At 75.5% G+C, this 24024-nt stretch carries 26 protein-coding genes; 19 read left to right on the forward strand and 7 right to left on the reverse strand.

Annotation, left to right across the window (positions count from 1 at the left end):
• The first annotated feature begins 2 nt into the window (after positions 1-2).
• A complete protein-coding gene (locus ACI8AA_RS05960) occupies positions 3-545 on the forward strand; it encodes an N-acetyltransferase family protein (protein WP_457043584.1) in 543 nt (180 codons plus the stop codon).
• 97 nt (positions 546-642) lie between these two features.
• On the opposite strand, the gene ACI8AA_RS05965 is transcribed toward ACI8AA_RS05960, so the two are convergent.
• From ACI8AA_RS05965 to ACI8AA_RS05975, 3 genes are all read right to left on the reverse strand, one after another.
• Positions 643-2280 (reverse strand): ABC-F family ATP-binding cassette domain-containing protein, encoded by a 1638-nt coding sequence (locus ACI8AA_RS05965; RefSeq protein ID WP_457043585.1) that lies wholly within the window; start codon positions 2278-2280, stop codon positions 643-645.
• An 84-nt stretch (positions 2281-2364) separates the two neighbouring features.
• Positions 2365-3540: an adenylate/guanylate cyclase domain-containing protein gene (locus ACI8AA_RS05970; protein ID WP_457043586.1), complete on the reverse strand. Its 1176-nt coding sequence runs from the start codon at positions 3538-3540 to the stop codon at positions 2365-2367.
• A 13-nt stretch (positions 3541-3553) separates the two neighbouring features.
• Positions 3554-4012 carry a universal stress protein gene (locus tag ACI8AA_RS05975; protein WP_457043587.1) on the reverse strand — a complete coding sequence of 153 codons (459 nt, stop codon included), beginning with the start codon at positions 4010-4012 and terminating at the stop codon, positions 3554-3556.
• 200 nt (positions 4013-4212) lie between these two features.
• Between ACI8AA_RS05975 and ACI8AA_RS05980 the strand changes: the two genes are divergently transcribed.
• The 7 genes from ACI8AA_RS05980 (at position 4213) to ACI8AA_RS06010 (ending at position 12254) form a co-directional block, all read left to right on the forward strand.
• Positions 4213-5184, forward strand: coding sequence for an ABC transporter ATP-binding protein (locus ACI8AA_RS05980; protein ID WP_457043588.1), 972 nt, complete (start codon positions 4213-4215; stop codon positions 5182-5184).
• A complete protein-coding gene (locus ACI8AA_RS05985; protein ID WP_457043589.1) occupies positions 5181-5936 on the forward strand; it encodes an ABC transporter permease in 756 nt (251 codons plus the stop codon). Before ACI8AA_RS05980 ends, ACI8AA_RS05985 begins: the two co-directional genes overlap by 4 nt.
• A gap of 43 nt (positions 5937-5979) precedes the next feature.
• Positions 5980-6786 (forward strand): ankyrin repeat domain-containing protein, encoded by an 807-nt coding sequence (locus ACI8AA_RS05990; protein ID WP_457043590.1) that lies wholly within the window; start codon positions 5980-5982, stop codon positions 6784-6786.
• Between the two features lie 178 nt (positions 6787-6964).
• Positions 6965-10756 (forward strand): multifunctional oxoglutarate decarboxylase/oxoglutarate dehydrogenase thiamine pyrophosphate-binding subunit/dihydrolipoyllysine-residue succinyltransferase subunit, encoded by a 3792-nt coding sequence (locus ACI8AA_RS05995; protein ID WP_457043591.1) that lies wholly within the window; start codon positions 6965-6967, stop codon positions 10754-10756.
• A gap of 2 nt (positions 10757-10758) precedes the next feature.
• Positions 10759-10956, forward strand: coding sequence for a DUF6104 family protein (locus ACI8AA_RS06000; RefSeq protein ID WP_457043592.1), 198 nt, complete (start codon positions 10759-10761; stop codon positions 10954-10956).
• A gap of 125 nt (positions 10957-11081) precedes the next feature.
• Positions 11082-11798, forward strand: a complete 717-nt coding sequence (locus tag ACI8AA_RS06005; RefSeq protein WP_457043593.1) for a metal-dependent hydrolase — start codon at positions 11082-11084, stop codon at positions 11796-11798.
• A 36-nt stretch (positions 11799-11834) separates the two neighbouring features.
• A complete protein-coding gene (locus tag ACI8AA_RS06010) occupies positions 11835-12254 on the forward strand; it encodes a hypothetical protein (RefSeq protein ID WP_457043594.1) in 420 nt (139 codons plus the stop codon).
• Here ACI8AA_RS06010 and ACI8AA_RS06015 read toward each other — a convergent pair.
• Positions 12224-12658, reverse strand: coding sequence for a hypothetical protein (locus ACI8AA_RS06015; RefSeq protein ID WP_457043595.1), 435 nt, complete (start codon positions 12656-12658; stop codon positions 12224-12226). The two genes, ACI8AA_RS06010 and ACI8AA_RS06015, sit on opposite strands and share 31 nt — an antisense overlap.
• Before the next feature lie 140 nt (positions 12659-12798).
• Between ACI8AA_RS06015 and ACI8AA_RS06020 the strand changes: the two genes are divergently transcribed.
• Both ACI8AA_RS06020 and ACI8AA_RS06025 read left to right on the forward strand, forming a co-directional pair.
• Positions 12799-14139 (forward strand): MFS transporter, encoded by a 1341-nt coding sequence (locus tag ACI8AA_RS06020; protein WP_457043596.1) that lies wholly within the window; start codon positions 12799-12801, stop codon positions 14137-14139.
• Positions 14136-15587, forward strand: coding sequence for a pyridoxal phosphate-dependent decarboxylase family protein (locus tag ACI8AA_RS06025; protein ID WP_457043597.1), 1452 nt, complete (start codon positions 14136-14138; stop codon positions 15585-15587). Before ACI8AA_RS06020 ends, ACI8AA_RS06025 begins: the two co-directional genes overlap by 4 nt.
• Here the strand turns inward: ACI8AA_RS06025 and ACI8AA_RS06030 are convergent.
• The gene (locus tag ACI8AA_RS06030) at positions 15577-16770 is read right to left on the reverse strand and encodes an NAD(P)-dependent malic enzyme (RefSeq protein ID WP_457043598.1); all 1194 of its coding nucleotides are present in this window, start codon (positions 16768-16770) and stop codon (positions 15577-15579) included. The genes ACI8AA_RS06025 and ACI8AA_RS06030 overlap by 11 nt on opposite strands.
• Before the next feature lie 83 nt (positions 16771-16853).
• On the opposite strand from ACI8AA_RS06030, the gene ACI8AA_RS06035 reads away from it, so the two are divergent.
• Positions 16854-17474, forward strand: coding sequence for a dTDP-4-dehydrorhamnose 3,5-epimerase family protein (locus ACI8AA_RS06035; protein ID WP_457043599.1), 621 nt, complete (start codon positions 16854-16856; stop codon positions 17472-17474).
• Here the strand turns inward: ACI8AA_RS06035 and ACI8AA_RS06040 are convergent.
• Positions 17471-17836 carry a S26 family signal peptidase gene (locus ACI8AA_RS06040; RefSeq protein ID WP_457043600.1) on the reverse strand — a complete coding sequence of 122 codons (366 nt, stop codon included), beginning with the start codon at positions 17834-17836 and terminating at the stop codon, positions 17471-17473. The two genes, ACI8AA_RS06035 and ACI8AA_RS06040, sit on opposite strands and share 4 nt — an antisense overlap.
• 51 nt (positions 17837-17887) lie before the next feature.
• Here ACI8AA_RS06040 and sodN point away from each other — a divergent pair, with 51 nt between their 5' ends.
• The 6 genes from sodN to ACI8AA_RS06070 all read left to right on the forward strand — a co-directional run bounded on the left by sodN (position 17888) and on the right by ACI8AA_RS06070 (position 21767).
• On the forward strand, positions 17888-18292 hold the full coding sequence (gene sodN / locus ACI8AA_RS06045) for a superoxide dismutase, Ni (protein ID WP_456929294.1): 405 nt from the start codon (positions 17888-17890) through the stop codon (positions 18290-18292).
• A 178-nt stretch (positions 18293-18470) separates the two neighbouring features.
• A complete protein-coding gene (locus ACI8AA_RS06050) occupies positions 18471-18884 on the forward strand; it encodes a VOC family protein (RefSeq protein WP_457043601.1) in 414 nt (137 codons plus the stop codon).
• A gap of 74 nt (positions 18885-18958) precedes the next feature.
• Positions 18959-19648, forward strand: a complete 690-nt coding sequence (locus ACI8AA_RS06055) for a phosphatidylserine decarboxylase (protein WP_457043602.1) — start codon at positions 18959-18961, stop codon at positions 19646-19648.
• A gap of 10 nt (positions 19649-19658) precedes the next feature.
• On the forward strand, positions 19659-20489 hold the full coding sequence (gene pssA / locus ACI8AA_RS06060) for a CDP-diacylglycerol--serine O-phosphatidyltransferase (protein ID WP_457043603.1): 831 nt from the start codon (positions 19659-19661) through the stop codon (positions 20487-20489).
• Entirely contained in the window at positions 20486-20977 is a 492-nt protein-coding gene (locus ACI8AA_RS06065) for an N-acetyltransferase family protein (RefSeq protein WP_457043604.1), read from the forward strand. Before pssA ends, ACI8AA_RS06065 begins: the two co-directional genes overlap by 4 nt.
• 4 nt (positions 20978-20981) lie before the next feature.
• Positions 20982-21767 (forward strand): HAD-IIA family hydrolase, encoded by a 786-nt coding sequence (locus ACI8AA_RS06070; protein WP_387990193.1) that lies wholly within the window; start codon positions 20982-20984, stop codon positions 21765-21767.
• 25 nt (positions 21768-21792) lie between these two features.
• On the opposite strand, the gene ACI8AA_RS06075 is transcribed toward ACI8AA_RS06070, so the two are convergent.
• Positions 21793-22266 (reverse strand): hypothetical protein, encoded by a 474-nt coding sequence (locus ACI8AA_RS06075; protein WP_457043605.1) that lies wholly within the window; start codon positions 22264-22266, stop codon positions 21793-21795.
• An 81-nt stretch (positions 22267-22347) separates the two neighbouring features.
• On the opposite strand from ACI8AA_RS06075, the gene ACI8AA_RS06080 reads away from it, so the two are divergent.
• Together ACI8AA_RS06080 and ACI8AA_RS06085 are read left to right on the forward strand one after the other, a co-directional pair.
• Positions 22348-23370, forward strand: a complete 1023-nt coding sequence (locus ACI8AA_RS06080) for a diacylglycerol/lipid kinase family protein (RefSeq protein ID WP_457043606.1) — start codon at positions 22348-22350, stop codon at positions 23368-23370.
• A 302-nt stretch (positions 23371-23672) separates the two neighbouring features.
• Entirely contained in the window at positions 23673-23921 is a 249-nt protein-coding gene (locus ACI8AA_RS06085) for a WhiB family transcriptional regulator (RefSeq protein WP_387990201.1), read from the forward strand.
• Positions 23922-24024 lie beyond the last annotated feature (103 nt).

A 24024-nucleotide genomic window follows, 5' to 3' on the forward strand; every position in this document is an offset into this window, starting at 1 on the left:
CGGTGGAGGTCGTCGAGCTGGAGTCGGCGCACTGCGACGCGCTGCTGCGCTTCTTCGCGAGCCTGCCCGAGGGCGACCTGACCTTCATCGAGGAGGAGGTCACCGACCCCGACGTCGTCCGGTCCTGGGCGTCGGGCGGCGCGGGCGGACGGCGGTTCGTGGCGCTGGACGGCGACGAGGTCGCCGGCTACGTCGCGGTGCGCCCGCTGCCCGGCTGGTCCTCGCACGTCGGGGAGGTGCGGCTGGTCGTCTCCCCCACCCGGCGCGGTGAGGGCCTGGGTCGGCAGCTGGCCCGGCAGGCGCTGGTGACGGCGGTCGGCGACGGGCTGGCGAAGCTGGTCGTGGAGGTGGTCGCCGAGCAGGGCGCGGCGCTGGCGCTGTTCACCGACCTGGGCTTCACCGGCGAGGCACTGCTGCGCGACCACGTCCGGGACCGCGAGGGGAACCTGCGCGACCTCATGGTGCTGGCCCACCACGTCGACGACACGTGGGCCGGCATGGCCACCGTCGGCCTGGACGAGGCGCTGGGCCAGGACCTCAGCTAGGTCCGGTTCCGTCTCCCGGCCTCCCTGCAGGGACCCACCGCGAGCCTGCGAGTGGTGAGGGGCAGGGAGGTCCTTCGACTGAGCTGGGTCCTCCGGCTCAGACCTCGCTGACCCGGCCGCCGTCGACGGTGATCCGCCGGGTGGTGGCCACCGCCTCGAGCATCCGGCGGTCGTGGGTGACCAGCAGCAGCGTGCCCGGGTAGGCGGCCAGCGCCGACTCCAGCTGCTCGATCGCCGGCAGGTCGAGGTGGTTGGTCGGCTCGTCGAGCACGAGCACGTTCACTCCGCGGGCCTGCAGCAGCGCCAGCGCCGCGCGGGTGCGCTCCCCCGGCGAGAGTGTGGCCGCGGTGCGCAGGACGTGCTCGGCGGTGAGGCCGAACTTGGCCAGCACCGTGCGCACCTCGGCGGTCGGCCAGTCGGGCACCTCGGCGGCGAAGGCGTCGAGCAGCCGCCGCTCGCCGGTGAACAGCCCGCGGGCCTGGTCCACCTCGCCGAGCCGCACCGCGGGGCCGAGCGAGGCCGCGCCGGAGTCCAGCGGGACCCGGCCGAGCAGCGCGCCGAGCAGCGTCGTCTTGCCCGCGCCGTTGGGGCCGGTGATCGCCACCCGGTCGCCCCAGTCGACCTGCAGGCCCACCGGCCCGAGGGTGAAGTCCCCGCGGCGCACCACGGCGTCGCGCAGGGTGGCGACGACGGCCCCGGCGCGCGGCGCGGCGGCGATGGTCATCCGCAGCTCCCACTCCTTGCGGGGCTCCTCGACCACCTCCAGCCGCTCGATCCGCCGCTCGGTCTGCTTGGCCTTGGCGCCCTGCTTCTCCGCCGTCGACCGGTTGTGCGCCTTGATGTGCTTGTCCGGGTCCTTGGCCTTCTTGACCGCGTCGCGGACGCCCTTGGCCAGCCAGTTGCGCTGCATCCGCGCCCGCGCCTCGAGCTCGGCCTTCGTCCCGGCGTACTCCTCGTACTCCTCGCGCGCGTGTCGGCGGGCCACCTCGCGCTCGACCAGGTAGCTCTCGTAGCCGCCGTCGTGCACCCGCACCAGCTGCTGGACGAGGTCGAGCTCGACGACGCGGGTGACCGTGCGGGCGAGGAACTCCCGGTCGTGGCTGACGACGACGATGCCGCTGCGGGTGCCGGCGACGAACGCCTCCAGCTGGTCGAGCCCGGCCAGGTCGAGGTCGTTGGTCGGCTCGTCGAGCAGCAGCACGTCGTAGCGGGACAGCAGCAGCGCGGCCAGCCCGACCCGCGCCGCCTGCCCCCCGGACAGCGCGGGCATCGCGGCGCCCGGGGCGACGCCGGGGGCCACCTCGGCCAGGACCTGCTCCAGCCGCTCGTCGAGGTCGGCGCCGCCCAGGGCCAGCCAGCGCTCCAGCGCCTCGGCGTACGCGTCGTCGGCGCCGGGGCGGCCCTCGGCGAGGTCGGCGGTGGCGGCGTCGAGGGCGGCCTGCGCGGCGGTGACGCCGGTGCGGCGGGCCAGCGCGGCGGCGACGGTCTCGCCCTCGCGGCGGTCCCGCTCCTGCGGCAGGTGCCCGACGGTCGCCGTCGGCGGGCTCAGCGCGACCGAGCCGGAGCCGGCCGGCAGCTCGCCGGCCAGCGTGCGCAGCAGCGTGGACTTGCCGGCGCCGTTGACGCCGACCAGGCCGACGACGTCACCGGGCGCGACGACGAGGTCGAGGCCGGAGAAGAGGACGCGTGCGCCGTGGCCGGCGGCCAGGCCGCGGGCGACGAGGGTGGCGCTCATGGAGGTGCTCCCGGGAGGACGGATCGGTCGGGTCGACGTCGTTCCGGGGGTCACAGCACGGGCCCACGGTAGCGCGCGGCCCGGTCAGGCGTCGCGCGCGTTCCCGTCGCCTGCCCCGTCGTCCGCCCCGTCGTCCGCCCCGTCGTCGTGGTCCCCGGCCAGGTCCCCGGCGTCGTCCCCGGCGAGGTCCTCGTCGAGGTCCTCGTCGAGGTCCCGGGCGAGCACCTCGTCGGCCATCTCGTCGAGCATCGCCTCGAGCGCGTTGTCCTCCTCCCCCACCGGCCGGCGGCGGACCAGCCACGGCCGCAGGTGGTCGTAGCCGCGCACCGACACCCGGCGCAGCGGCCGCACCCGGTACCGCGGGTGCCCGCGCAGCCGGCGGGCGAGCTCGCGGTCGACCAGCACCGTCCCGGGCCGGGCCACCGAGGTCAGCCGGCTGGCCAGGTTGACCACCGGCGAGTAGACGTCGCCGAGCCGGGTGAGCACCGTGCCGTAGGCGGCGCCGACCCGCAGCTGCGGCCGGTCGGGGGCGTCCCACGCCTCGGGCAGGGTCAGCCCGATCTCGACCGCGTCGACCGCGGACGCGGCGGTGTAGAGGACGCCGTCGCCGACGGTCTTGACCACCCGGCCGTGCGAGCGGGCGATGACCTCGGTCGCGGTCGCCTCGAACGCCTCGACCATCGCGCCGAGCTCACGGGCGGCCATGCCGCGGGAGCGGGTGGTGTAGCCGACCAGGTCGGCGAACCCGACGGCGAGCTCGCGGCGGTCGCCGGGCTCGCCGGTCGCCAGCACCCGGTCGATGTTGGCCGCGAGGTGCCGGCGCCACACGTAGTCCTGGGTGCGGGCCAGCAGCGGCAGCAGCACGTCGGCCGCGGCGACCGGGTCGACGGCCTCCGGGCCGAGCTCGCGGGCCTGCCGGGTGAGGACGTCGGCGAGCAGGTCGGTCTGCCAGTCGGCCAGCCGCGACAGCGCCTGCCCGGTGGCCCGGGCGATCGAGGCCTCGGTGTCGGGGTCGACGAAGCCGGAGTCGATGAGCGCCGACAGGGTCCCGAGCGCCCCGACGTCGGCGAGGGTGAAGGCCGGGTCGTCGTCGGCGACGTCGGGGAAGCCCAGCGCGCGCCACAGCCGCTGCGTCCGCTCGGGCGGCATGCCCGCGGCCGCGGCCACCTCCAGCCGGGTCAGCCGGCGCGGGCCGCCGAGCAGCAGCCGCTCCAGCGCCGCCCGGACGGCGTCGCGGTCCGGGCCGGATCCGGGGTCCACGTCGGCCCCCGGGTCAGCCCGTCGTGTGGACGACGAGCACGTCGCAGGCCGCGCGGCGCGTGGCGTCGGCCGGGACCGAGCCCAGCAGCCGGCCCCGGATGCCGTTGAGCCCGCGGTTGCCGACCACCAGCAGGTCGGCGTCCTCGCGCCGGACGACGTCGAGCAGCGCCTCCACCGGGGACCCGAGGACGGCGACGGTGCGCACGTCGCCGGCGCCGGCCTCCAGCGCCACCTCGCCGGCCTGCCGCACGGTCTCCTCGGCGGGGTTGGCGCCCACCACCTGGTAGGCCTCGTCCCCCAGCACGTCCCGGGCCCGGGACAGCTCCCGGTCGTCCTCCTCGGTGGGCAGGTGGGCGCAGACCACGACGAGGGTCGCTCCGCAGGCGCCGGCGAGGCCACCGGCCCGCGCCACCGCGCGCAGCGAGGACTCCGAGCCGTCCGTCCCGACCACGACCGTCCGATACGCGCTCACGGCGCGCACTGTAGTGATCGTGCCGCGCCGCTGTGCCGCCGGTCACGGGCCGGACACCCGATCGGGCTGCCGGGAAACGGCTGGTGGACGGCGGGTTGCCGGGACGCGACCGGCGGCGCGCCGTCCCCCCGGGACCTCGGCAGCGTTCCCGTCCTGGGACAGGATGGCGGCAGCACGGGGACCCGACGGCGAGGAGGACCATGACCAGCGCGACCCCCGGACGCCCGGGACCGGTGCGGGTCGAGGTGTCCGGGCTGAGCAAGACCTTCGGCTCGGTGCGGGCCGTCTCCGACCTCGGCTTCACCGTGGAGCCGGGCTCGGTGACCGGCTTCCTCGGCCCCAACGGCGCGGGCAAGACGACGACGCTGCGGATGGTGCTCGGGCTCGTCACGCCCGACGCCGGCACCGCGACCTTCGACGGCGTCCCCTACGCGGCCCTGCGCGCGCCGGTGCGCACCGTCGGCGCCGTCCTCGAGACCGCGTTCCACCCCGCCCGCTCCGGCCGCGACCACCTGCGCGTGTACTGCCGGGCCGCCGGGCTGCCCGTCTCCCGCGCCGACGAGGCGCTCGAGCGGGTCGGGCTGACCGCCGCCGGGCGCCGCCGCGCCGGCGGCTACTCCCTCGGCATGCGGCAGCGGCTCGCGCTGGCCACCGCGCTGCTCGGCGACCCGGCGGTGCTCGTGCTCGACGAGCCGGCCAACGGGCTGGACCCCGAGGGCATCCTCTGGCTGCGCGGGTTCCTGCGGCACCTGGCGCACGACGAGGGCCGCACGATCCTCGTCTCCAGCCACCTGCTCGCCGAGGTGGAGCAGACCGCCGACCGGGTGGTCATCGTCGGCGCCGGCCGGCTGGTGCGGCAGGGCTCGATCGCCGAGCTGCGCGCCGGCGCGTCCGGCGGCAGCGTGCTGGCCCGCAGCCCCGAGGCCGACCGGCTGGCCGCGGTCCTCACCGGGGCGGGCATCGCCGCCACCCGCTCCGACGACGGGCTGGTCACCGTGACCGGGACGACGACCGCCGACGTCGGCGCCCGCGCCTTCGCCGCCGGGGTGGAGCTGCACGAGCTGCGCGCCGAGACCACCGGCCTCGAGGACCTCTACTTCCGGCTCACCGCCGGCCAGGAGCAGTACGCCGCCGACCCGACCGCCGTGACCGCCGAGGGAGCCGCCCGATGACCGCGCTGGTGCGCGCCGAGTGGACCAAGCTGTTCACCACGCGCGTGTGGATCGGCCTGCTGCTCGGGTCGTGCGTGATGGTCGCCGGCTTCGCCGTCCTGTTCACCGCGTTCGCCGGCGACGCCGAGGCCGGGCTGCCCGCGGTCGGCTCGGAGCAGTACGAGCAGCTCGCGCTGGCCACGGCGGCGAACGTGACCGTGCTCTTCCTGATCCTCGGGATCATCGGGATGACCCAGGAGTACCGGCACCGGACCGCGACGCCGACGTTCCTGACCACCCCGGCCCGGGGGCGCGTCGTCGTCGCCAAGCTGGTCTCGTACGCGCTGGCGGCGGTGCCCTTCGCGCTGCTGGTCCTGGCGGTGAACTACGTCGTCGTCGCCCTGTACGCCGGCGCGCGCGGGACCGCACCCTCGCTGTCGGGCGAGAACCTGCGGGTGATGGCCTCCAGCGGGCTGGCGCTGGTCGTCTACGCCGTCATCGGCGTGGGCATCGGCGCGCTGCTGCGCAACGAGGTCGGCGCGATCGTCGGGGCGCTGGTGTACCTGTTCGTCGTCGAGCCGATCATCCGGTCCGTGCCGGCGACGGCGCCCGCCTACAAGTGGCTGCCCGGCGGTGCGCTGGAGGCGCTGACGGCGACCTTCCAGGCCCCGGACCTGCTGGAGGCGTGGCAGGGGGGCCTGCTGCTGCTCGGCTACGGTCTCCTGGCGGCCCTGCTCGGCACCTTCCTCGCCGTCCGCCGCGACGTCGGCTAGCGAGCACCGGCCTCCCCGACCCCGCACCGAGAGGTCCTCCCGCATGACCACCCGCATGACCGTGCAGCGCCTGGGCCGGCTGGTGGCCGACGGCGACGCCGAGGCCGTCCGCGGCGCCGTCACCGACGCACCGCGGCTGCTGACCGGCACGGTCGAGCACCACGGCGACGGCGGGTGGACGCCGCTGCACCTGGCCGTCGCGCAGGGCCGCGAGGACGTGGTCGAGGTGCTGGTCGGGGCCGGCGCCGACCTCGCCGCGCGCACCGAGTCCGGCCGCACGCCGCTGCACGTCGCCGTCGAGCACGCCCCGCGGCTGGTGCCCGTCCTGACCGGGCTGGGCGCGGCCGTCGACGCCGCGGCCGCCGCCTACCTCGACGACACCGGCCGGCTCGCCGCCGAGCTCGACGCCGGGGCGCCGCTGACCGACGCCGCCGGCGGCTGGGACCTGCTGACGCTCGCCGCCGCCGGCGGGGCGGCGGGCACGCTGCGCCTGCTGCTCGACCGCGGCGCCGACCCCGACGGCGGCGCGCTGGCCGCGGCGGCCGCCGCCGGCCGCCCGGACCTGGTCCGGGTCCTGCTCGACGCCGGCGCCACCGTCGGCCGCCGGGACCCCGACACCGGCCGGACGGCGCTGCACGAGGCGGTCGCGGCCGGCCCGGGCGACGACGCGCCCGAGGTCGTGCGGCTGCTGCTGACCGCCGGGGCCGACGTCAACGCGACCACCAGCGACGGCGCCAGCGCCCTCGACATCGGCCGGGTCGCGGCGGCCCGGCACCGGCGCGACGCAGGTCAGGCGGGCGCCCGCGACGCGCTCGTCGACCTGCTCGTCGCCTCCGGCGCCACCGACTGACCGGCCCCCGACCAGCGGTGTCCGGGACGCAGACGGCCTGCTCCACGCGGTTCCGGAGAACCGGACGGGCGTAGACTCCAACCCCGGTCCAGCGACGTCCACCGACGACGAAGAAGGCACTCGCCCCGTGTCACGCGACAACTCATCCCGGCCGTCCACCACCTCGTCCTCCTCCGCGGTGGCGGGCTTCGGCACCAACGAGTGGCTGGTCGAGGAGATGTACCAGCAGTACCTCGCCGACCCGTCCAGCGTGGACCAGGCCTGGCACGAGTTCTTCGCCGACTACCGGCCGGGCAGCCCGGTCGCCGCGAGCGACGACCGTGAGCAGGCGTCGGCCCCCGCCGGCAACGGCGCCGCCGCGCAGCCCGCGCCCGCCGCGAGCTCCTCCGCGCGCCCGGCCGCCGCCGACGCCGCCGCCTCGGCCCCCGCGGCCGCCGCCCCCGTGACGCCGTCCCCGGCGCCGGCGCGCTCCACCCCGGTCCCCGAGCGCACGGAGGCCACCGTGGTCGACCAGGCCGCCGACCGCGCCGACCAGACGGCGAAGGCCGCGCCCGCCCCGGCGAAGCCGGCCCCGGCCGCCGCGAAGCCCGCCCCGGCCCCCGCCGCCGACGGCCCGAAGCGGACGCCGCTGCGCGGCGCCGCCGCCAGCGTCGTCAAGAACATGAACGCCTCGCTCACCGTGCCGACGGCGACGAGCGTGCGCGCGGTGCCCGCCAAGCTGCTGGCCGACAACCGGATCGTCATCAACAACCACCTGAAGCGCTCGCGCGGCGGGAAGGTCTCGTTCACCCACCTGATCGGCTACGCGCTGGTCCGGGCGCTGGACGACTTCCCGAACATGAACGCGGCCTTCGCCGAGGTCGACGGCAAGCCGACCCTGGTGCAGCCCGAGCACGTCAACTTCGGCCTGGCCATCGACCTGCCCAAGGCCGACGGCTCGCGCTCGCTCGTCGTCGCCTCGATCAAGGGCGCCGAGCAGATGGACTTCGCCCAGTTCTGGGGCGCCTACGAGGACGTCATCCGCCGCGCCCGCGCCGGCAAGCTGACCCTCGAGGACTTCTCCGGCACCACGATCAGCCTGACCAACCCGGGCACCATCGGCACCGTCCACTCGGTGCCGCGGCTGACCGCCGGCCAGGGCGCGATCATCGGCGTCGGCGCGATGGAGTACCCCGCCGAGTTCCAGGGGATGAGCCCCGAGGCGCTGACCGAGCTCGGCGTCTCGAAGATCATCACGCTGACCTCGACCTACGACCACCGGATCATCCAGGGCGCCGAGTCCGGCGACTTCCTGCGCCGGCTGCACCAGCTGCTGCTCGGCGAGGACGGCTTCTACGACGAGGTCTTCCGCTCCCTGCGCCTCCCCTACGAGCCGGTGCGCTGGATGCCGGACGTGCGGGTCAGCCGCGAGGGGCAGATCGACAAGGAAGCCCGGGTCATCGAGGTCATCGAGTCCTACCGGCGCAACGGCCACCTCATGGCCGACACCGACCCGCTCGAGTTCAAGGTCCGCAGCCACCCCGACCTGGACATCCTCCAGCACGGCCTCACGCTGTGGGACCTCGACCGGCCCTTCCCCGTCGGCGGGTTCGTCGGCGAGAAGGTCATGCCGCTGCGCGACATCCTCGGCGTGCTGCGCAACTCCTACTGCCGCACCGTCGGCGTGGAGTACATGCACATCACCGACCCCGAGGAGCGCGAGTGGCTGCAGAAGCGCATCGAGCTCAAGGCCGAGCAGCCCGACCGGGAGAAGCAGAAGCACATCCTCGGCCGGCTCAACGCCGCTGAGGCGTTCGAGACCTTCCTGCAGACCAAGTACGTCGGGCAGAAACGGTTCAGCCTCGAGGGCGGCGAGTCGGTCATCCCGATCCTCGACGAGGTCCTCATCGCCGGCACCGACCACGGCCTCGACGAGGTCGCGATCGGCATGGCCCACCGCGGCCGGCTCAACGTCCTGGCCAACGTCCTCGGCAAGAGCTACTCGAAGATCTTCGGCGAGTTCGAGGGCAACATCGACCCCGGCACGGTCCAGGGCTCGGGCGACGTCAAGTACCACCTCGGCGCCGAGGGCACCTTCGAGAACCCGTTCAAGCCGGGTGCCGAGATCGCCGTCTCGCTGGCCAGCAACCCCTCGCACCTGGAGACGGTCAACCCCGTCCTCGAGGGTGTCGTGCGCGCCAAGCAGGACATGATCGACAAGGGCGAGCAGGGCTTCACCGTCCTGCCGGTCCTGCTGCACGGCGACTCCGCCTTCGCCGGCCAGGGCGTCGTCCAGGAGACGCTGAACCTGTCCCAGCTGCGCGGCTACCGCACCGGCGGCACCGTGCACGTGGTCATCAACAACCAGGTCGGCTTCACCACCAGCCCGGCCGCGGCGCGCTCGAGCCTCTACTCGACCGACGTCGCGCGGATGGTCAACGCGCCGGTGTTCCACGTCAACGGCGACGACCCCGAGGCGTGCGTGCGCGTGGCCCGGCTGGCGGTGGAGTACCGGCAGGAGTTCAAGAAGGACGTCGTCATCGACCTCGTCTGCTACCGCCGCCGCGGGCACAACGAGGGCGACGACCCGTCGATGACCCAGCCGCTGATGTACGACATCATCGACCGCAAGCGCTCGGTCCGGAAGCTGTACACCGAGGCGCTGGTCGGCCGCGGCGACATCACGCTGGCCGAGGCCGAGGAGGCCCTGAAGGACTACCGCGACCAGCTGGAGCGGGCCTTCGCCGAGACCCACGACGCCACCGAGACCCCGAAGCCGCAGCCGGTCATGGACCAGCCGGCCCAGCAGGTCTCGACCGTCGCCACCGCCATCACCCCTGAGGTGATGAAGGCGATCGGCGACGCGCACGTGTCGCTGCCGCCGCAGTTCACCCCGCACCCGAAGCTCCAGCGGCTGCTCGAGCGGCGCGCGGCGATGGTCAGCGAGGGGGGCATCGACTGGGCGATGGGCGAGCTGCTGGCCTTCGGGTCGCTGCTCATGCAGGGCGTGCCGGTGCGGCTGGCCGGTCAGGACTCCCGCCGCGGCACGTTCGTGCAGCGCCACTCGGTGCTCATCGACCGGGAGACCGCCGCCGAGTACACCCCGCTGGCGCACCTGGCCGAGGACCAGGCGAAGTTCTTCGTCTACGACTCGCTGCTGTCCGAGTACGCGGCGCTGGGCTTCGAGTACGGCTACTCGGTGGCCAACCCGAAGGCGCTGGTCCTCTGGGAGGCGCAGTTCGGCGACTTCGTCGACGGCGCCCAGATGGTCATCGACGAGTTCATCTCCTCCGGCGAGGCCAAGTGGGGGCAGCGCTCCGGCGTCACCATGCTGCTGCCGCACGGCCTCGAGGGTCAGGGCCCGGACCACTCCAGCGGCCGCATCGAGCGGTTCCTGCAGCTGTGCGCCGAGAACAACATGACCGTCGCCAACTGCTCGACCCCGGGCAACTACTTCCACCTGCTGCGCCGGCAGGCGCTCTCCGACGTGCACCGGCCGCTGGTCGTGTTCACGCCGAAGTCGCTGCTGCGGGCCAAGGCGGCGGTCAGCCCGGTCGCGGACTTCACCGACGAGGGCTTCCGCCCGGTGCTCGGCGACCCGGGTGTCGGCGGCGAGCCGCTCGACGACGCCGCGGTGCGCCGGGTGCTGCTGTGCAGCGGCAAGGTCGCCTACGACCTGCTCGCGCAGCGGGAGACCGAGGGCCGCGCGGACACCGCGATCCTGCGGGTCGAGCAGCTCTACCCGCTGCCGGCCGAGCAGATCGCCGAGGCGGTCGGCCGCTACCCGAACGCGCAGGACCTGGTCTGGGTGCAGGAGGAGCCGGCGAACATGGGCGCCTGGTCGTTCATGGCGCTCAACCTCCCCGAGCACCTCGGCGGGCGGACGCTGCGGCGGGTCAGCCGGAAGGCCTCGGCCAGCCCGGCGGTCGGCTCGGCGAAGGTCCACGAGGTGGAGCAGAAGGAGCTCATCGCGAGCGCCTTCGCCGACTGACGGTGTACTTCACCGACCGCGGGCTCGAGGAGCTGGCCGACCGGCGCGGCGAGGAGCAGGTGACCCTCGCCTGGCTGGCCGGCCAGCTGCAGGCCTTCGTCGACCAGCACCCCGACTTCGAGGTGCCGATCGAGCGGCTGGCCACGTGGCTGGCGCGCGGCGGCACCGACGACGTCGACGACCTCGACGACCTCGACTAGACGAAGGACCCCCTCGCCCCCAGCCCCTCGCACGCTCGGGGCCGGATCCTGCGAGGGGGCCTCGGTTCGTCGGCTGCGGGGCGCGCCTGCACCGGCCGGGCCGCGGACGACGGCACGCTGTGTCCGTGCTCGGTCACTCGCACGCCCTGTCCGGACTCGCGGCCGGCGCGGCGACCCTGCCCTGGGCGCCCGTCGAGGGCACCGTCGCCCAGGTCGCGTGGGTCGCCGCCGTCGGCGGGTTCGCCATGCTGCCCGACCTCGACCACACCGGCTCCACGGTCTCGGACATGTGGGGGCCGGTGACCGACGTGCCCTCCGGCGCGATCGGCCGGCTGGCCGGCGGGCACCGCTGGGGCACCCACGACGCCGTCCTCGCGCCGCTGGCCTTCGGCGCGCTCGCCCTCGCGGCGGCCGAGCTGTTCTGGTCCAGCCTCCTGGTCATGGCGCTGGGGATCGGGCTGGCGCTGCGGGCGCTGCACTTCGTCATCCCCGGCCGGGCGGAGAACACCGTCGTCGGGAACCTGGTGCTCTCCTTCGGCGGCGCCTGGCTGCTGCTGGCGCACATCCCGCAGCCCACCTGGCTGCCGTACGCGGTCGGGCTGGGCGTCCTCACGCACGTCGCGGGCGACCTCATCACCAAGCAGGGCGTGCCGCTGCCGGTGCTGTGGCTGGCCAGGCGTCGCCGGCTGGCGCTCACGCCGATGCGCACCGGGACGACGCTGGAGAAGGCGGTGCTGGCGCCGCTGTTCCTCGGCGTCGCGGTGTGGTTCGTCTACGCCAACACCGGCGCCCGCGAGGCCCTGGACCCCTACCTGGCCGACCTGGTCACCCTCGGCGGCTGAGACCGCGCCGAGACCCGCACGCGCCGTGCTCGGCGCGTGACCCGCGTCGGCGCGCTGCTGGTGGCCCTGGCGTGCGCGGGGTGCACGTCGTCCGCCGGGACCCCGGGGGCGGTCGCCGGCCGCGCCGCGCTGCCGCCCTGCCCGGTGCAGGACCTCGGCCAGGGCGAGCGGGTCGCCGCGGACGCCCTGGCGTGCCCGGCCGCCGGCGCCGCCGACGGCGCCGAGCTGGTGGTCACCCGGCCGACCACCGAGGGCGACCCGGTGACCAGGTGGTACCGCGCCCGGCCCGGCGTCCCCGGCCTGGAGGTGATCGTCGACGGCAGCCGCGACCGGTTCGGCACCGGCGACTGGCTGCGGCTGGACTGCCCCGCGGCGACCTCCCCGGAGGACCTCGGGGACTGCGGGGAGACCGTGCTGGGCCGAGGTCAGCCGGCGCGCGTCATCGTGGACTCGTAGCCGCCGCCGGGCCACCGCCACGCGCCCTCGTTGACCGTGCCGTCGGGGCTGAAGCGCCCCTCGTAGCGGGCCGGGGAGTCGGTGCCGCCGTACCAGATCCGCAGGACGTCGCCCTCGAGCCGGTAGGTGTACTCGAGCAGCTCCCCGCCGGCGCCGAAGTAGTGCGACCGCAGCTCGCCGGTGCCCTCGTCCCAGCCGATGTACTCCACGCCGCGGGTGGGGTCGTCGCCGCGCAGGTCCACGTGCTGGACCAGCCAGTTGCCGCCGTCCATCCACTCGTAGCGGACCTCGCCGCGCGGGCCGCCGGGGCCCGAGACGGTCCAGGTGCCGACGAGCCGGTCGAGGGTGCGCAGCGCCGCCGCGCGGGCATCGGGAGCGGGAGCGGTGCTCGGGTCGGGGTCCACGGTCGCCTCCTGGGTGGGCGGGGCCCGGCGCCGTCGCGGGGCCACACGGGGAGGACCGCGCGGCGACTCCTCCCTCATCGGTGGACGGCGGGGCGGGTTCCGAGACCGTGCCGCCCCGGCGGCGGCTACGGTGCCCCGCTGTGACCGCCGTCGCACCGCGCCTGTCCCGGGGCACCCACCTGGGCTACGCCCTCGGCTCGATCGGGACGGCGGCCTTCGGCACGGTGCCCGGCCTGCTGCTGCTGCACTACCTGACCGACGAGCTGGGCGTCGCCGCCGGGCTGGCCGGCCTGGTCGTGTTCGCGCCCAAGGCCTGGGACGTGCTGCTCAACCCGTGGATCGGCAGCCGCTCGGACCGCACGACCGGCCGCTGGGGTCCGCGCCGGCCGTGGATGATGGCCGGCGGGCTGGCCCTGCCGCCGCTGTTCGTGCTGGTGTTCGCCGGCCCCGGCGACCCGCCGGCGGCGGCCGCGGCCTGGGTGGCCGTCACCTTCCTGCTCGCGGCCACCGCCTACGGCTGCTTCCAGGTGCCCTACGTGGCGCAGCCGGCCGAGATCACCGACGACCCGGGCGAGCGGGCGACGCTCATGTCCTGGCGGGTGGCCGCGCTGGCGCTGGGCATCCTGCTCGCCGGCGCGGGCGCGCCCGCGGTGGTCGACCTGGCCGGCGGCGGGCGCGCCGGGCACCTGGCGATGGCGGTGTTCGTCGCGGTGCTGCTGGCCGCCGGGATGATCGGCGCGGTCGTCGGCACGCGGCGGGCGCCCACCCTCACCCGCGTCGAGAGCGAGGGGCGGCTGGGCGCCACGCTCGTCGTCGCCTGGCGGTCCCGGCCGTTCCGGGTGCTGCTCACCGGCTTCGTCGTCCAGGCACTCGGGATCGGCGTGATGCTCGCCGGCGTCCCCTACTACTCCGAGCACGTGCTCGGCGACGCCGCGGCCGGCTCGGTCCTGTTCGCCGCGCTGGTCGGCCCGGCGATCCTGGTCATGCCGCTGTGGCTGCGGGTCAGCCGGCGGCTGGGCAAGCGCACCGGGCTGCTGGTGTCCTCGGCGCTGTTCGCGGCCGGGGCCGGGGCGTTGGCGCTGGTCGGCACCGGCGGGACCGGGCTCGCGGTCGCGCTCGTGGTGCTGGTCGGCGTCGGCTACGCCGGCATGCAGATGTTCCCGCTGGCGATGCTGCCCGACGTCGTCGCCGCCGACGAGGCCGCCTCCGGCCGGCGGCGCGCCGGCGTCTTCACCGGCGTGTGGACGGCGGCCGAGACGCTCGGCCTCGCCGTCGGGCCGGGCCTGCTCGGGCTGCTGCTCGCCGCGGCCGGCTACGTCTCCTCCACCGGCGGCGACGCCGTCCAGTCCGGCGGCGCGGTGCTCGCCGTCCGGCTGGGCTTCACCGTCGTCCCGGCGCTGTTGGTGCTCGCCAGCCTGCCGGTGCTGGCCCGCTACCGGCTCTCCCCCGTCCCCGCCCGTTCCCAGGAGGTCCCCGCGTGACGCCGCAGGAGGTGCTGGCCGAGCTCACCGCGCTGCAGGCCGGCGACGTGCCCACCCACGGGGGCTCGACGATGGCCTACGTCTACGACTCCGGGCTCGCCGGCGTCGAGGACCTGGCCGCCGCCGCGCAGGCCGCGTTCCAGTGGACCAACGCGCTGGACCCGACCGCCTTCCCCAGCGTCGCCCGCATCGAGGACGACCTGGTGGGCGCGGCGGCCGACCTGCTCGGCGGCGGGCCGGCGACGGTCGGCACGGTCACCAGCGGCGGCACCGAGAGCTGCCTGCTGGCGGTGCTGGCCGCCCGCGAGCGGTGGCGTGCACGCGGCGGCACCGGGCGGCCACGGCTGCTGCTCCCGGTCACCGCGCACGCCGCGTTCCGCAAGGCCGCGCACCTGTTCGACCTCGAGGTCGCCGACGTCGCCGTCGACCCGGTCACCTGCCGAGCGCTGCCGTCGGCGGTGGCGGCCGCGCTGGACGCCCGGGCCGCGCTCGTCGTGGTCAGCGCGCCGTCCTACCCGCACGGCGTGCTCGACCCGGTCGGCGAGGTGGCCGTGCTGGCGGCCGCCGCGGGCGTCCCCTGCCACGTGGACGCGTGCATCGGCGGCTGGGTGCTGCCCTTCCTCGACGACGTCCCCGAGCCCTTCGACCTGTCGGTGCCCGGCGTGACCTCGCTGTCGGTGGACCTGCACAAGTACGCCTACGCGCCCAAGGGCGTCTCGGTGCTGCTCACCGCCGAGCCCGAGCTGCGGCAGGGGCACTGGTTCAGCACCGCCGGCTGGCCCGGCTACCCGGTGGTCAACCCGACGCTCGCCGGCACCCGCCCGGCCGGGCCGATGGCCGCCGCCTGGGCGGTGCACCGGTGGCTGGGCCGTGACGGGTACGCCGGGCTGGCGCGGGCCACCCGGGCGGCCACGATCGCGCTCGCCGAGGGCGCCGCCGCCATCCCCGGCCTGCGGGTGGTCGGCACGCCGGTGGCCACGCTGGTCGCGCTGGCGCAGGACGGCCCGGACGGCGTCGACGTGCTCAACCTCGCCGACGAGGCCACCGCCCGCGGCTGGCTGCTGCAGCCGCAGCCACCGTTCGCCCAGCCCGGCGGCGCGGACCTGCCGGCCACGCTGCACCTCACCGTCACCGGCGCCACGGCCGGCCGGGTGGACGCCCTGCTCGCCGACCTCGCCGACGCCGCCCGGGCCGCCGCCGGGCTGCCCCGCCCGGTGGCCGACCCGGACCTGGTGGCGGCGGCGGCGACGATCGACCCGGCCGCGCTCACCGTGGCCGAGGTCGACGCGCTGCTGGAGGTCGCCGGCGTCGGCGGCGGGCGGCTGCCCGAGCGGATGGCGCCGGTGCACGCCCTGGTGGCCGCGCTGCCCCGCCCGGTGGCCGAGCGGCTGCTCGCCGGCGTCCTCGACCTGGTCTACCGGCCCCGCCGGGCGGCGCTCAGCGGGTGACGCCCTGCTCCCGGGCGGTGGCGGCCACGGCCTCGGCGACCGCGGTGGCCACCCGCCGGTCCAGCGGGCTCGGCACGACGTACCCGGGCGCCAGGTCCTCGCCGACGACGCCGGCGATCGCCTCGGCGGCGGCCAGCTTCATCTCCTCGGTGATCGCCGTGGCGTCGGCGTCGATGGCGCCGCGGAACACGCCGGGGAACGCCAGGACGTTGTTGATCTGGTTGGGCAGGTCGCTGCGGCCGGTGGCGACCACCGCCGCGTACCGCGCCGCCATGTCCGGGTCCACCTCGGGCGTCGGGTTGGCCAGCGAGAACACGATGCAGCCGGGCGCCATCGACGCGATCGCCGCCTCGGGCACCGAGCCGCCGGACAGGCCCAGGTAGACGTCGGCGCCCTCGAGCGCGCCGGTCATCGTGCCCGCGTGGCTCGCCCGGTTGGTGTTCTCGGCGATCCACCGCTTCACCGGCGTCAGGTCCTCGCGCCCGGGGTGCAGCACCCCGCGGGAGTCCGCGACGGCGATGTCCCCGATGCCCGCGCCGAGCAGGATCTTCGTGCAGGCGACCCCCGCCGCCCCGGCGCCGGCCACGACCACCCGGAGGTCACCGAGCGCGCGCCCGGTCACCCGCGCCGCGTTGCGCAGCGCGGCGAGGACGACGATCGCCGTCCCGTGCTGGTCGTCGTGCATGACCGGGACGTCGAGGCGGGCGCGCAGCCGGTCCTCGACCTCGAAGCAGCGTGGGGCGCTGATGTCCTCGAGGTTGACCCCGCCGAACGACGGCGCGATCGCCGCGACGGCCTCGACGATCTCGTCGACGTCGGTGGTCGACAGCACGATCGGCACCGCCGACAGCCCGGCGAACTCGCTGAACAGGCAGGCCTTGCCCTCCATCACCGGCAGCGCCGCGGCCGGGCCGATGTCACCCAGGCCGAGGACGGCGGTGCCGTCGGAGACGACCGCGACCACCCGTGGGGCCCAGGTGAACCGGCGGGCCAGCGCCGGCTCCGCGGCGATCGCGCTGGAGACGCGGGCGACGCCCGGGGTGTAGGTGAGCGCGAGGTCCTCGCGGGTCTCGATCGGCCGGGTCGGGCGCACCGTGAGCTTGCCGCCCTCGTGCACGGCGAACGCCGCGTCCCCGCCGAAGCGGTCGGCACTGTCCCCGGCGGAGCCCGTCGCTGCGCTCATGGCCTCGACAGGGTAGTGATGTGACCACCGTCGCCGGGCCACCGACCCCGCCCGCCGGCACCGCGGTCGCTACCGTGCGGGTCGTGGAGATCCGAGAACTCGCCGTCCCGGACAGCTACGTCCTCGACCTGGTGCCGCACGGGGACGACCGGGGCCGGTTCACCGAGTGGTACCGCGCCGACGTGCTCGCCGACGCCACCGGGTGGGCGCTGCCGCTCGCCCAGGCCAACCACAGCGTCTCGGCGCGCGGGGTGCTGCGCGGCGTGCACTTCGCGCTGGTGCCGCCGGGGCAGGCCAAGTACGTGTACTGCCCGGCCGGGCGGGTGCTCGACGTCGTCGTCGACATCCGGGTCGGCTCCCCCACCTTCGGGGTCTCCGACGCCGTCCTGCTGGACGCGGAGGAGCCGCGCGCGGTCTTCCTCGCCGAGGGCCTCGGCCACGCGTTCCTGTCCCTCGAGGACGGCTCGTCGGTCACCTACCTGGTCTCCTCGGGCTACTCCCCCGGCCGCGAGTTCGGCGTCTCGCCGATGGACCCCGACCTCGGCCTGCCGTGGCCGGACGACGTCGAGGTGCGGCTCTCGGACAAGGACCGGGCCGCGCCCACCCTGGCGCAGGCCCGTGAGCAGGGCATCCTGCCGACGATGGAGGAGTGCCGCGCCTGGTACGCCCAGCAGCGCGCCGGGGCCCGGAGCGCGGGGGCTTAAGAGGCGGGGGCCGCGGCCAGCCGGCCGGGGCGCGGGTGCAGCCGGAGCACCACCCGGCCCACGGCGACCGCGGGCCCGTAGGCCCGGCTGTCGTCGGTCACCAGCGGGTTGTCCCCGCGGACGTCGACCGCGTCGCCGTCGAGCAGTCGGTGCACCCGCTTGACCACCAGCAGGTCCGGGCGGGCCGGGAAGCGCGCCAGCACGACGTCGCCGACCCGGGCCCGGCCGCGGCGCAGCCGGCGCACCAGCAGCCGGTCACCGTGCCGGACGGTCGGCGTCATCGAGGGGCCGGTGACCCGCGCGAGCACCCACACCGCGGGCAGCGGTGGGAACGGCCGCTCGGCGGGACGGGGGCTGATCACCGCGAGTAGGGTCGCAGACGACCCGATCGATCGACACACGAAGGAGCAAGCATGCTGTTCAGCCGCGTGTTCTCCGCCGTCGAGGCCACCGCGCACTGCGACCTCCCGTGCGGCGTGTACGACCCGGCCCAGGCCCGCATCGAGGCCGAGTCGGTCAAGGCCATCCAGGAGAAGTACCAGGCCAGCGACGACGAGGTCTTCAAGCAGCGCTGCGTGCTCATCAAGGAGCAGCGCTCGGACCTGGTGAAGCACCACCTGTGGGTGCTGTGGACCGACTACTTCAAGCCGCCGCACTTCGAGAAGTACCCGCAGCTGCACGAGCTGTTCAACAAGGCCACCAAGCAGGCCGGCGCCGCCGGCGGCAAGGGCAGCATGGACCCGGCCGAGGGCCAGAAGCTGCTCGACTACATCGCCGAGATCGACAAGATCTTCTGGGAGACCAAGGCCGCGGCCTGAGGAAGGACCTCCCTGCCCCCCGCCCCTCGCACGCGCGCGGCGGGACCCTGCAGGGAGGCCGCAGACGTCCCGACGGCCGGTGGGCACCTCGCCCACCGGCCGTCGGCGTCCCCGGGACCGATGAGTCCCGCCGCACCCGCCGGTCTGCACCCCGCCACCCCAGACCCGAGGAGACCCGATGGCCGTCCGGCTCAACCCCTACCTGCACTTCTCCGGCAACGCCCGCGAGGCGATGGAGCTCTACCGCTCCGTCTTCGGCGGGAACCTCGACGTCATGACCTTCGGTGACGTCGGCGGGAGCGGCGACCGGTTCCCCGCCGACGGCGTCATGCACGCCTTCCTGCGCACCGAGCACGGCCTGGAGCTCATGGCCTCCGACGGCCACGACCCCGACGCCGGCGGGCCGGACAAGGTGTCGGTCTCGCTGTCGGGGGACGACGCGGAGACGCTGACCCGCTGGTTCGAGCAGCTCGCCGAGGGCGGCCAGGTCGACGTCCCGCTCGAGAAGCAGATGTGGGGCGACACCTTCGGCCAGGTCACCGACCGGTTCGGGATCCGCTGGCTGGTCAACGTCGCCACCCCCGCCGTCTGACGCCGCGACCCGCCCACCGGCCTCCCCGGCGGGTGGGCGGGCCGCGCGACCGCCCCCGGTACCGTCGGACCTCGATGCGCATCGACCGGGCCGGGTGGCCCTTCATCACCGGACCCCTGGCCCCGGCCGCGCTGCTGGCCGCTGCCGGCGCGGCCCGCGGGCGCCGCTGGGCGCGGCTCGCCGCGTGGCCGTTCCTCGCCCTGTCGGCCTACATGGTCCTGTTCTTCCGCGACCCCGAGCGCGCCTGTGACCGCGAGGAGCCGCCGGCCGACGTCGTCCTCTCCCCCGCCGACGGCATGGTGATGGTCGCCGGCGAGCCGCAGGAGGGCGTGGCCCCCGAGCCCGCGCCCGAGGGCGGCTGGCAGCAGGTCAGCGTCTTCCTCTCCGTGGTCGACGTGCACGTCAACCGCTCGCCCTACCGCGGCGAGGTGGTGGAGCACTCCTACCGCCCGGGCAGCTTCCTGGCCGCCTACCGCGCGGAGTCGGCGCACCGCAACGAGCGCAGCGAGCTGTGGCTGCGCGAGGACCACCCGGACGGCGAGCGCACCGTCGTCTTCCGGCAGCTGGTCGGGGTGCTGGCCCGGCGCATCGTCACGCGCACCGGCGTCGGCCGGCGGCTGGCCACCGGCGAGCGGTTCGGCCTGATGAAGTTCGGCTCGCGGATGGACGTCTTCGTCCCGGCCGGGTGCACGCTCACCGTGCAGAAGGGGCAGCGGGTGCGCGGCGGGGAGACCGTCATCGCCCGCTGGCCCGCCGCGGGCTGAGGGGCCCGCGGTGCCCAGTACCGCCTCGGGAGAGGGGCGGCCGGCCCCCACCCGGCGCACGGCCACGGTCGAGTTCGTCCGCGGGTCGGTGCGCGGCAGCCGCCGGCGCGCGCTCGCGACCCTGCCCAGCCTGTTCACCCTGGGCAACATGATGTGCGGCTTCGCCGCCATCCTCGTGTCCATCCGCGGCCAGTACACCCTCGCCGCGGTGCTCATCGGCCTGTCGGTGCTGTTCGACATCACCGACGGCGCCGTCGCCCGGCTGGTCGGCGCGGTGAGCGCCTTCGGCCTGCAGTTCGACTCGCTGGCCGACCTGGTGTCCTTCGGCCTGGCCCCCGCGCTGCTGGCGTTCACGCTGTTCTCCGAGGGCCGCGACGAGTGGGACCCGCTGGGCTGGGTCGTGTGCTTCCTCTGGGTGGCGTGCGCGGCGATCCGGCTGGCCCGCTTCAACACCACCATCGACCCGACGGCGGACAAGCGGTACTTCACCGGCATGCCCAGCCCCGGCGCGGCCGGCGTCGTCCTGGCCTCGGTGTTCGCGTTCGGTGACCAGATGCAGGGCCGCGACCGGCTGTGGGTGCTGCTCATCGTCGCCGTCCCGGCGCTGCTCATGGTCAGCACCGTCCGGTTCCGCTCGTTCCGCTCGCTGGTCAGCCCGAAGAGCGGCCGGCCCTACGGCCTGCTCGCCGCCGTCGTCGCGCTGGTGTTCGGGTTCGCCACCGTCCCCGTCGTCACCGGCTGCGTGCTCGCCTACGGCTACCTGCTGGCGCCGGTCCTGGTCCCCCTGCTGTCCCCCCTCGCCCGGCTGGTGCCGGCCCGCCTCCGTGAGGTGCTGACGTGAGCGTCCGCCCGATCCGTCCCGACGACGTCCCGGCCGTGGTCGGCCTGGTGCGCGAGCTCGCCGAGTACGAGAAGGCGGCGCACGAGGTGCGGCTGACCGAGGAGCAGCTGCACACCGCGCTGTTCGGCGCCTCCCCCGCGCTGTTCGGGCACGTGGCCGAGCGCGACGGCGGCGTCGTCGGGACCGCACTGTGGTTCCTCAACTTCTCCACCTGGCGCGGCACCCACGGGATCTACCTCGAGGACCTCTACGTGCAGCCGCAGCACCGCGGCGGCGGCCTGGGCCGGGAGCTGCTGCGCACGCTGGCCGCCACCTGCGTCGAGCGCGGCTACGACCGGCTGGAGTGGTCGGTGCTCGACTGGAACGAGCCCTCGATCGCGTTCTACCGGGCCGCCGGCGCGGTCCCGATGGACGAGTGGACGGTGTTCCGGCTCACGGATGAGGCACTGGCCGGTTTCGCGGCCGACCGGCGGGATGCGGCAGGCTGACGCGGTGACCATCGAGCGCGGACCCGCGGAGTGCTGGCTGACCGACATGGACGGCGTCCTGGTGCACGAGGGCCAGGCCCTCCCCGGCGCCGCCGAGTTCCTCGCCCGCCTGGTGGACCAGGACCGCCGCTTCCTCGTCCTGACCAACAACTCGATCTTCACCCCGCGCGACCTGTCCGCCCGGCTGTCGCGCTCGGGCCTGCAGGTGCCCGAGACGTCGATCTGGACCTCGGCCCTGGCGACGGCGGACTTCCTGTCCACCCAGCTGCCCGGCGGCTCGGCCTATGTCATCGGCGAGGCGGGGCTGACCACCGCGCTGTACGAGGCCGGGTACACCCTCACCGACACCGACCCGGACTTCGTCGTCCTCGGCGAGACCCGCACCTACTCGTTCGAGGCGATCACGCGGGCGATCCGGCTGATCGGCACCGGCGCGCGGTTCATCGCCACCAACCCCGACGTCACCGGGCCCTCGCCGGAGGGGCCGCTGCCGGCCACCGGGTCGGTCGCGGCGATGATCACCGAGGCCACCGGCGCCAAGCCCTACTTCGTCGGCAAGCCCAACCCGATGATGTTCCGCAGCGCGATGAACCGGATCGACGCGCACTCGGAGAGCACGGTCATGATCGGCGACCGGATGGACACCGACGTCGTCGCCGGCATCGAGGCGGGCCTGGAGACGATCCTCGTGCTCACCGGCTCGACCACCGCCGCCGACGTCGGCCGCTTCCCGTTCCGGCCCAGCCGGGTCCTCGACTCGATCGCCGACGTCGTCGACCTCGTCGTCTAGCGGCGAGTCGTCCCGCGCTGGTCGGCTAGCGGTCGAGGAAGGCCAGCCGCGCCTCGGGCGTGAACAGCAGGTACAGCTCGGCGACCGCCAGCACGATCAGCGGGATGCCCAGCAGCGGCTGCCCGCCGGGGAACGCGGTGCTGTAGCCGAACAGCCCGAGCAGGATCTGCAGCACGACGACCGGCCCCCGCGCCCACCCCGACAGCCGCCGCAGGCCCACGGCGGCCGCGGCCAGGACGGCGCCGAAGATGCCGACGTAGACCACCTCGGCCAGCGCGCGGGCCACGCTGTCGGGGTCGCTGGTGAGGGTCAGCCACAGGATGACCAGCGCCCCGCCGAGGAGCAGGGCCGCCTCGATCGCGGCCACCAGCGCCGCCCGGACGACCGCGGGCGGGGCCTCGGGCCGGGCGGGCCGCGGCGGCCGGGCGGAGGGCTGCGCGGCGCCGCCGAGGAGCCGCTCGGCCCGGCCGGGGCGGCGGGTCGCGTCCTCGTCCGTCACAGGAGGGAGGCTACGCGTCACCGGTCACGGGAGGTCCCGTCCGTGCCCGTCGGGCGCCCGGCTGCTGGCTAGCCTGGCGACATGCGTGCGCTCGTGGTGGCCAACCCTGCGGCGACGACGACCACCGGCCGGGTCCGGGACGTGCTGGTCGGCGCGCTGGCCAGCGAGCTCAAGGTGGACCTCGCCGAGACCACCCACCGCGGGCACGCCCGCGAGCTGGGCCGGCAGGCGCTGGCCGACGGGGTCGACGTCGTCGTCGCGCTCGGGGGGGACGGCACCGTCAACGAGGTCGTCAACGGCCTGCTGACCGACGGGCCCGGCGAGCACGTGCCGACGCTGGCCGTCGTCCCCGGCGGCTCGACCAACGTGTTCTCCCGCGCGCTGGGCCGCTCCCGCGACCCGGTCGAGGCCACCGGCGAGATCCTCGACTCGCTGCGCGCCGGGCGCACCCGCCGCGTCTCGCTCGGCACCGCCAGCGCCACCGGCACCAGCACCGCGCCCGCGCGCGGGGTGGACCCGGGCGTCGCCGCCGCCGTCGCCGAGGTCGACGCCGTGGCCGACCCCGGCTGGACCGACCCGCGCTGGTTCGTCTTCGCCGCCGGCCTGGGTTTCGACGCCGACGTCATCGCCCGGGTGGAGGCGCAGCGGGCACGCGGCCGCCGCTCCACCGGGGCGCTCTACGTGCGGGAGGCCACCCGGGCGTTCGTCCTCGGCCGCGAGCGCCGCCGTCCCGCCGTGACGCTGTGCGTCCCGGGCTCCCCCGAGCTCGACGGGCTGTTCCTCTGCCTGGTCTCCAACGTCAGCCCGTGGACCTACCTGGGCTCCCGGCCGGTGAACCCGAGCCCCGAGGCCTCCTTCGAGGCCGGCCTCGACGTCTTCGCCCTCGGCCGGATGGGCGTGCTGCGGATGCTGCACACCACCCGGCAGGTGCTGGCCCGCCGCCCCGACGCGCGCGGCCGCGGCGTGCACCGCCTGCACGACCTGGCCGGCTTCGAGCTGCGGGCGTCGCGCCCGCAGGGCTGGCAGCTCGACGGCGACCACCTCGGGACGGCGACCGGGCTGCGCGTGCGGTCGGTGCCGTCGGCGCTGTCCGTCATCGCCTGAGCGAGGGCCGCGCGGCGTCCCGGGGACACGCCCGGGGGGCCCGTGTCAAGCACCACTCCACCGCCGAGTGGCGCCCCTAGCACGCCCGTGGTGAGCTTGCTCACGAGGGGTCGACCCAGGGCCCCGGTGCGCTTGACACGTGTTCCTCAGGTGAAAACATCGCGAGAGGAACGCAACCTGCCGGTAACAAGCGGTGGGCGGTCGCTGGAACGAGGCGCTGGGCAACCGGTGTCGCGCCCGCGCGAGCGGCCCGATGTCAGCGATTCGCAAGCAATGTAGTCGACACCGAGGAGTGCACAGACATGGACTGGCGCCACCGCGCGCTCTGCCGGGACGAGGACCCGGAGCTGTTCTTCCCCATCGGGACGACCGGTCCGGCCCTCGTGCAGATCGAGCAGGCGAAGGCGGTCTGCCGCCGCTGCTCGGTCGTCGAGTCCTGCCTCGACTGGGCTCTGCGCTCGGGTCAGGACTCCGGCGTGTGGGGCGGGCTGTCCGAGGACGAGCGGCGTGCTCTCAAGCGCCGTCAGTCCCGCACCCGCGTCCGCGCCTGACGGAGCAGCTGCCGGCACCCGCCGGCTGAGCAACGGCGCGAGGCCGGTCCCCCGAGCGGGGACCGGCCTCGCGCCGTGTCGACGACATCGTCGTCCTGCCGGA

The sequence above is a fragment of the Geodermatophilus sp. SYSU D01180 genome, assembly GCF_054050415.1.

Excerpts from the sequence above, each read along its gene's own strand:
- sodN (WP_456929294.1), top strand. The coding sequence starts at position 17,888 with ATGCTGTTCAGCCGCGTGTTCTCCGCCGTCGAGGCCACCGCGCACTGC.
- ACI8AA_RS06055 (WP_457043602.1), top strand. The coding sequence starts at position 18,959 with ATGCGCATCGACCGGGCCGGGTGGCCCTTCATCACCGGACCCCTGGCC.
- ACI8AA_RS06080 (WP_457043606.1), top strand. The coding sequence starts at position 22,348 with ATGCGTGCGCTCGTGGTGGCCAACCCTGCGGCGACGACGACCACCGGC.
- ACI8AA_RS06085 (WP_387990201.1), top strand. The coding sequence starts at position 23,673 with ATGGACTGGCGCCACCGCGCGCTCTGCCGGGACGAGGACCCGGAGCTG.
- ACI8AA_RS06050 (WP_457043601.1), top strand. The coding sequence starts at position 18,471 with ATGGCCGTCCGGCTCAACCCCTACCTGCACTTCTCCGGCAACGCCCGC.
- ACI8AA_RS05965 (WP_457043585.1), bottom strand. The coding sequence starts at position 2,280 with ATGAGCGCCACCCTCGTCGCCCGCGGCCTGGCCGCCGGCCACGGCGCA.
- ACI8AA_RS05980 (WP_457043588.1), top strand. The coding sequence starts at position 4,213 with ATGACCAGCGCGACCCCCGGACGCCCGGGACCGGTGCGGGTCGAGGTG.
- ACI8AA_RS05990 (WP_457043590.1), top strand. The coding sequence starts at position 5,980 with ATGACCACCCGCATGACCGTGCAGCGCCTGGGCCGGCTGGTGGCCGAC.
- ACI8AA_RS05985 (WP_457043589.1), top strand. The coding sequence starts at position 5,181 with ATGACCGCGCTGGTGCGCGCCGAGTGGACCAAGCTGTTCACCACGCGC.
- ACI8AA_RS06030 (WP_457043598.1), bottom strand. The coding sequence starts at position 16,770 with ATGAGCGCAGCGACGGGCTCCGCCGGGGACAGTGCCGACCGCTTCGGC.